Consider the following 5,483-nt stretch of genomic DNA (forward strand, 5'->3'; position numbering starts at 1 on the left):
ATTGTGGATACGGATAGTCACGCCGTGGTGTTCGATTCCACCGCCATTCTTCTTTATCTCGCAGAGAAGTCCGGCCAGTTTCTCGGCACACCGGAAGACCGTCCGCAGTTGTTATCGTGGTTGATGTTCATTGCCAGCGGTCTTGGCCCGTTCTCGGGTCAGGCCGTGCACTTTCAATATGCCGCGCCGGAAGGGCTGGATTACGCTGTGAATCGATATCGGCGTGAGGCGGACCGGCATTATCAGGTGTTGAACGATCACCTCGAGGGCCGCGACTTCATCGTGGGCAATAGCTTGACGATTGCTGATATGTCGGCGTGGGGCTGGATCGATCGTGCATCGCGCGTATTCAAGAACAGTGACGATCCGCTCGCGCCGTACCCTGAAATCAAGCGCTGGTTCGCAACCATCGATTCGCGTCCTGCGGTTGCGCGTGCGCGCAGCGTCAACAAGCAGCATGCCTTCAAGAGCGTCAATGACGATGAAACACGGCGCGCGCTGTTTCCATCGAATTATCCGAAAGAGGCTTGATTGATGGCGCGTCCGCGCGAATTCGACGAGGAGGCCGCGCTCGATGCGGCCACTGCGCACTTCTGGTCGCACGGTTACGAAGCGACCTCGGTGCGCGATCTCGCCACGTCGATGGGCATTACGTCAGCGAGCCTCTACAACGCATTCGGTGACAAACGCGGCTTGTACGAGCGCGCATTGGAACGTTATGTGGAACGCGGATTCCGCGAGCGTGTGCGGCGCTTCGAGCATCACTTGCCGCCGCGTGAGGCGATTGCGGCGTTCTTTGCGGAGATTATCGAACTGTCGGTGAGCGATCCGCATCGCAAGGGCTGTCTGATCGTGAATTCGGCGATGGAACTCGCGCCGCACGACAAGGACTTTCATCGCGTGCTCAATGGTGTGCTGAAGGACATGCAGGCGTTCTTTCTGCGGTGCGTATCGGCGGGGCAGAAGGACGGCAGCATTGCGTCGTCATTGCCCGCTGACGATATCGCAAAGATGTTGCTCGCCTCGCTGATGGGCCTGCGCGTGCTGGCGCGGGTGAATCCGCAGCGTGCGCTGCTCGAAGGCGCGGCGCGTCCTGTTCTTGCGATGATCGGCGTCGATACTCAAACCAAACGAGCTGACAAGCGAAGAAAGAAAGCCTGATTACCAGCGCAGCAAACGGGGCCCCAGCCATGCGCCGATGATCGCAGGCAACATCATGCCGATTGCGTACCACACGCTCCAGAACGCGGGACTCATCTCAGGGCAATGCAGGCAATACGCGACCGTCGCGATAGCGCTTGCAAGCAATCCCGCCGTGAAACCTGCCAGACGCAGACGCGTCGGCGCCAAGCCTCTTGCGGCCCATAACACTGCGGGAAAAGTTGGTACGGACAACAGAAGAATATTGAAGGGGCACGTGCGCCACGATTGCCCGAGCACGATCGAGAGGCGGTCGGCCGGTGCTGCGCCTTGCAGCACATAAGCGCCCGCCAGCCACACGATGATGAACGGGAGCACGATTGCTATCCACGCGTGACCCGCGCGCACGCCCGGCCGTCCGAGCCGCATCACGGCAACCAACGTTCCAATCGCGATACACAACGGATAGGCGATCTTCGCCCAGAACACGCCGGCCATGGCAACGCTGCCGAGATCGTGCCGCAAGCCGTAGACGATCAGCATCAAGATAACCGAGCCGAGTGCGCCGAGCGGCACGGCCATCAGGAAGCGTCGCGTGACCGCGCTTCGATCAACGGGCGTCACGCCTGTGGACAACAGATCGATCAGGTCATCGGTTTTCATCGCGCGCCTCGCAAGGTGTTGCGCAATTGCGCGGCCAGCGCTTTCAGCCCGCGATGCACGCCGACTTTCACCGCCGACTCCGACAGCCCCGTGAGCCGCGCCGTCTCCGTCACCGATAAGCCCTCCAGCTTCACATGAACGATAGGCAGACGTTGCTTATCGGGCAATTGATCCAGCAGCTTGCCGATATCGTGGCGCGCGTGCGCGGGTTCGTCATCGTTCGAGGCGAACAGGTCGGCGTGATCGTCGAGTGGTTCGTTAAGCGCGTCGTGACGCGCACGCGAGCGAAAGAAATCCGTTAGCTTGTATCGCGCGATGGCATGCACCCACGCAGTCAACGGCTCGTCTTCGCGATACGTATGACGTGCATTGTGCACTGCAAGCAGAATATCCTGCACGAGGTCTTCGATATCTTCGGGATAACGCGCGATGCGCCTGCGCAGATAGCCACGCAAATGGCGCGTCAATGCCTGCAGGAAGCCGCGATAAGCAGTCGAATCACCTTGCAGGCCGCTGACAAACAGAGCCTTCAGGCGGTGTTCCGCGTCGTGCAAGTTCGATCCCGTGATGGCGTGTGGACGTGAATACTCCGGGCGCTCGCGTTTTAGAGCGAGCGTTTCAGAATAGCCGAAGCCGTGATGCGCTGCAATAGCGCCATCGTGGTCCATCGTCATCGCCGGTAGGGGTGTTCAGGGTAGTTCGTCGCATCCTTCGATTCGGTTACAGCCGTTCGCAAAAAATTTTTTTGCCGATGCGTGTAACCGGATGAGCGTGGCCGTCGAACTCACTCGTATCGATACACACATTGCGAAGAGTTCGACATGCTCACCACGCCGATTCACCCGCTCTGGCTGCGCCTCACGCATTGGCTCAATGCCTTTGCCGCGCTGATCATGATGCTGTCCGGCTGGCGCATTTACGACGCCTCGCCGGTATTTCCGCAGATCGTCATTCCGCCTTCGATCACCCTCGGCGGATGGCTCGGCGGCGCGCTGCAATGGCATTTCGCGGCGATGTGGCTGCTGTTCTTCAACGGCATCACCTATCTCGCCTTCAATCTGCTGAGCGGGCGCTTCAGGGCGAAATTCTTTCCGCTGTCGCCGCGCGCCGTCATCCACGACCTTTTCGCTGCACTGCGCGGCAAGCTCTCGCATGCTGATTTACGCCAGTACAACGCGGTGCAGAAGCTCGCGTATCTCGTCGTGGTGATCGATCTGATCGTGCTGGTTTTATCGGGTCTTGCGATCTGGAAATCGGTGCAATTTCCCGTGCTGCGCGAACTTATGGGCGGTTACGATCGCGCGCGCATCGTTCACTTTTGCGCGATGGCGGTGATGGCGGCGTTCGTCGTCGTGCATGTGGCGATGGTCGCACTCGTGCCGCGTTCGCTGCTCACCATGTTGCGCGGCCGTTGATCGCGTTGATCGTGTCTGTGCGAAATAGAGACCCCATCATGGATAAAAAGATCATCACGCTGGACCGAAAGTCCATTCTCGCCGATGCGCGCCGCGAACTCGACATGCCTTCACGCCGTCTCTTCGGCAAACGCATGCTGACACTCGGTGGCCTCGCGATGCTCACCGGCTGTTCGATTACGGATAATGATTCGGTGAACAAATTTCTGACCGCCGTATCGCGCCTGAACGACCGCGTGCAAGGCGCATTGTTCGATCCGAATCGTCTCGCGCCCACTTACACCGAAGCGCAACTCACGCGACCTTTTCCGTTCAACGCGTTCTATGGCATCGACGATGTGCCGCATGTCGATGGCAGCGACTATCGGCTGAAGGTGAGTGGTCTGGTCAAGGGTCAGCGCGTGTGGACCTTGCCCGAGCTTTACGCGCTGCCGCATGCGGAACAGATCACACGACATATCTGCGTCGAAGGATGGAGCGCGATCGGCCGATGGGGCGGCACGCCGTTCAGCGAATTTCTGCGTCGTACGGGCGCGGATACGACCGCGAAGTATGTTGGTTTCCGCTGCGCCGACGACTACTACGAAAGCATCGATATGCCCACCGCGCTGCATCCGCAAACGCTGCTCACGTTCGAGTATGACGGCCAGCGTCTGCCCGCGAAATACGGCTATCCGATGAAGCTGCGCATGCCGACCAAGCTTGGCTACAAGAACCCGAAACATATCGTCGAGATCTTCGTGACGAACACGTATCCCGGCGGTTACTGGGTCGATCAGGGCTACAACTGGTTCGGTGGTTCCTGATCCGAATTTCAACCTGGCGGCGGTTAGGATCGCTTGCCATTTTTTACTACGTCAATGGAGCAATGAAAATGAAGGCAATCCTCACAGCTACGATCGCAGCAGCACTCGCACTCGGCGCGGCTTCGGGCGCGTATGCGCAAGCAAGCGGCGCGATGTCCAACGATGCAATGTCGCACGACTCGATGTCGAAAGACAAGATGGGCAAAATGGACAAAGGCGCCATGTCGCACGACTCGATGGGGAAGGGCGACAAGATGAAGAAGCCCGATGCGATGGACAAGCCCGCGTCGGGCGCGATGGCGCAATAAACGCTTGTTTCAGGCGGCGTTTGCTTCGGGCGAACGCCGCATTCAGCTTTTAACGCGTGAGAAATTCGATCATCGCCGCCGCAATTTCCTGCGCGTGTGTTTCCAGCGCGAAGTGGCCGGTATCGAAGAAGCGCACGTCTGCATCAGGCACGTCGCGCTTGAATGCTTCTGCGCCGGGCGGCAAAAAGAAAGGATCGTGCTTGCCCCAGACGGCCAGCACGCGCGGCTTGTGCTCGCGGAAATACGCTTGAAATGCAGGGTAAAGCGCAACGTTGGTGCGATAGTCGCGGAAGAGATCGAGTTGCACGTCATGTGCGCCGGGGCGGCTCATGTAGTAATCGTCGAGCGAGTAGCCATCGGGCGATACCGACGACACATCCTGCACGCCATGCGTGTATTGCCAGACCGTGGTTTCCTTCGCGAGCATCGGACACAAGGCATCGCGATTGGCTTGCGTCGGCGCTTCCCAATACGCGCGGATCGGATTCCAGCCTTCGCTCAAGCCTTCTTCATAAGCATTACCATTCTGCGTGATGATCGCCGTGACGCGTTCCGGATGCGCCAGCGCCAGGCGAAAACCCGTCGGCGCACCGTAATCGAAGACATAAACAGCGAAACGATCGAAACCGACTTGCTCGGTGAATCGGCCAATCACCGTGGCGATGTTTTCGAACGTATAGGAAAAGGTCTCGCGGCTCGGCATATCGGTCAGACCGAAGCCTGGCAAATCCGGCGCGACGATATGAAAACGGTCGGCCAGCAGCGGAATCAGATCGCGAAACATATGGCTCGAACTCGGGAAGCCGTGAAGCAGCAGCAACTTCGGCGCATCGGCCGGGCCTGCTTCGCGATAAAACACGTTAAGACCGTCGATGTCGATATGGCGATGCGCAATCGTAGACATGCTATTTCTCCGCTGAGGAATGAAATTTCGCGTAACCAGTGAAATGCATTAATGAAGGTTACAAATTCGTTAGTAACTTGTCAAGATGATTTTTAGAGGTTACGATGAAGTCATCGCCAGCTACAGAAAAGCATTAAAAAAAATGGACTATCGTTCGATTCCTCCCATGTTTCTCGCCGATGCCCCCGGCCTTGACTTCCTCAACTCCGTCGCAACGCCCGTGGATGAAGAGGTCGATTGGATCGCG

At 58.3% G+C, this 5,483-nt stretch carries 8 protein-coding genes; 5 read left to right on the top strand and 3 right to left on the bottom strand.

Annotated elements, in window-relative coordinates; translation table 11 throughout:
- The coding region (locus P7F28_RS01015; RefSeq protein WP_277182487.1) for a glutathione S-transferase C-terminal domain-containing protein at positions 1-531 on the top strand (531 nt) is incomplete at its 5' end.
- A 3-nt stretch (positions 532-534) separates the two neighbouring features.
- Entirely contained in the window at positions 535-1,161 is a 627-nt protein-coding gene (locus P7F28_RS01020; RefSeq protein WP_277182489.1) for a TetR/AcrR family transcriptional regulator, read from the top strand.
- On the opposite strand, the gene P7F28_RS01025 is transcribed toward P7F28_RS01020, so the two are convergent.
- Positions 1,162-1,803, bottom strand: coding sequence for a DUF1109 domain-containing protein (locus tag P7F28_RS01025; RefSeq protein WP_277182490.1), 642 nt, complete (start codon positions 1,801-1,803; stop codon positions 1,162-1,164).
- A complete protein-coding gene (locus P7F28_RS01030) occupies positions 1,800-2,357 on the bottom strand; it encodes a sigma-70 family RNA polymerase sigma factor (RefSeq protein ID WP_277182500.1) in 558 nt (185 codons plus the stop codon). The genes P7F28_RS01025 and P7F28_RS01030 overlap by 4 nt, the downstream gene beginning before the upstream one ends.
- 267 nt (positions 2,358-2,624) lie before the next feature.
- On the opposite strand from P7F28_RS01030, the gene P7F28_RS01035 reads away from it, so the two are divergent.
- The 3 genes from P7F28_RS01035 to P7F28_RS01045 all read left to right on the top strand — a co-directional run bounded on the left by P7F28_RS01035 (position 2,625) and on the right by P7F28_RS01045 (position 4,332).
- Positions 2,625-3,218, top strand: coding sequence for a cytochrome b/b6 domain-containing protein (locus P7F28_RS01035; RefSeq protein ID WP_277182491.1), 594 nt, complete (start codon positions 2,625-2,627; stop codon positions 3,216-3,218).
- 38 nt (positions 3,219-3,256) lie between these two features.
- Positions 3,257-4,024, top strand: a complete 768-nt coding sequence (locus P7F28_RS01040; protein WP_277182493.1) for a molybdopterin-dependent oxidoreductase — start codon at positions 3,257-3,259, stop codon at positions 4,022-4,024.
- 68 nt (positions 4,025-4,092) lie between these two features.
- Positions 4,093-4,332, top strand: a complete 240-nt coding sequence (locus P7F28_RS01045) for a pentapeptide MXKDX repeat protein (protein ID WP_277182495.1) — start codon at positions 4,093-4,095, stop codon at positions 4,330-4,332.
- A gap of 49 nt (positions 4,333-4,381) precedes the next feature.
- Here P7F28_RS01045 and P7F28_RS01050 read toward each other — a convergent pair whose 3' ends face one another.
- Positions 4,382-5,236: an alpha/beta fold hydrolase gene (locus tag P7F28_RS01050; RefSeq protein WP_277182497.1), complete on the bottom strand. Its 855-nt coding sequence runs from the start codon at positions 5,234-5,236 to the stop codon at positions 4,382-4,384.
- Between the last annotated feature and the right edge of the window lie 247 nt (positions 5,237-5,483).

Source organism: Caballeronia sp. BR00000012568055 (assembly GCF_029439455.1).
Taxonomy (GTDB): Bacteria; Pseudomonadota; Gammaproteobacteria; order Burkholderiales; family Burkholderiaceae; genus Caballeronia.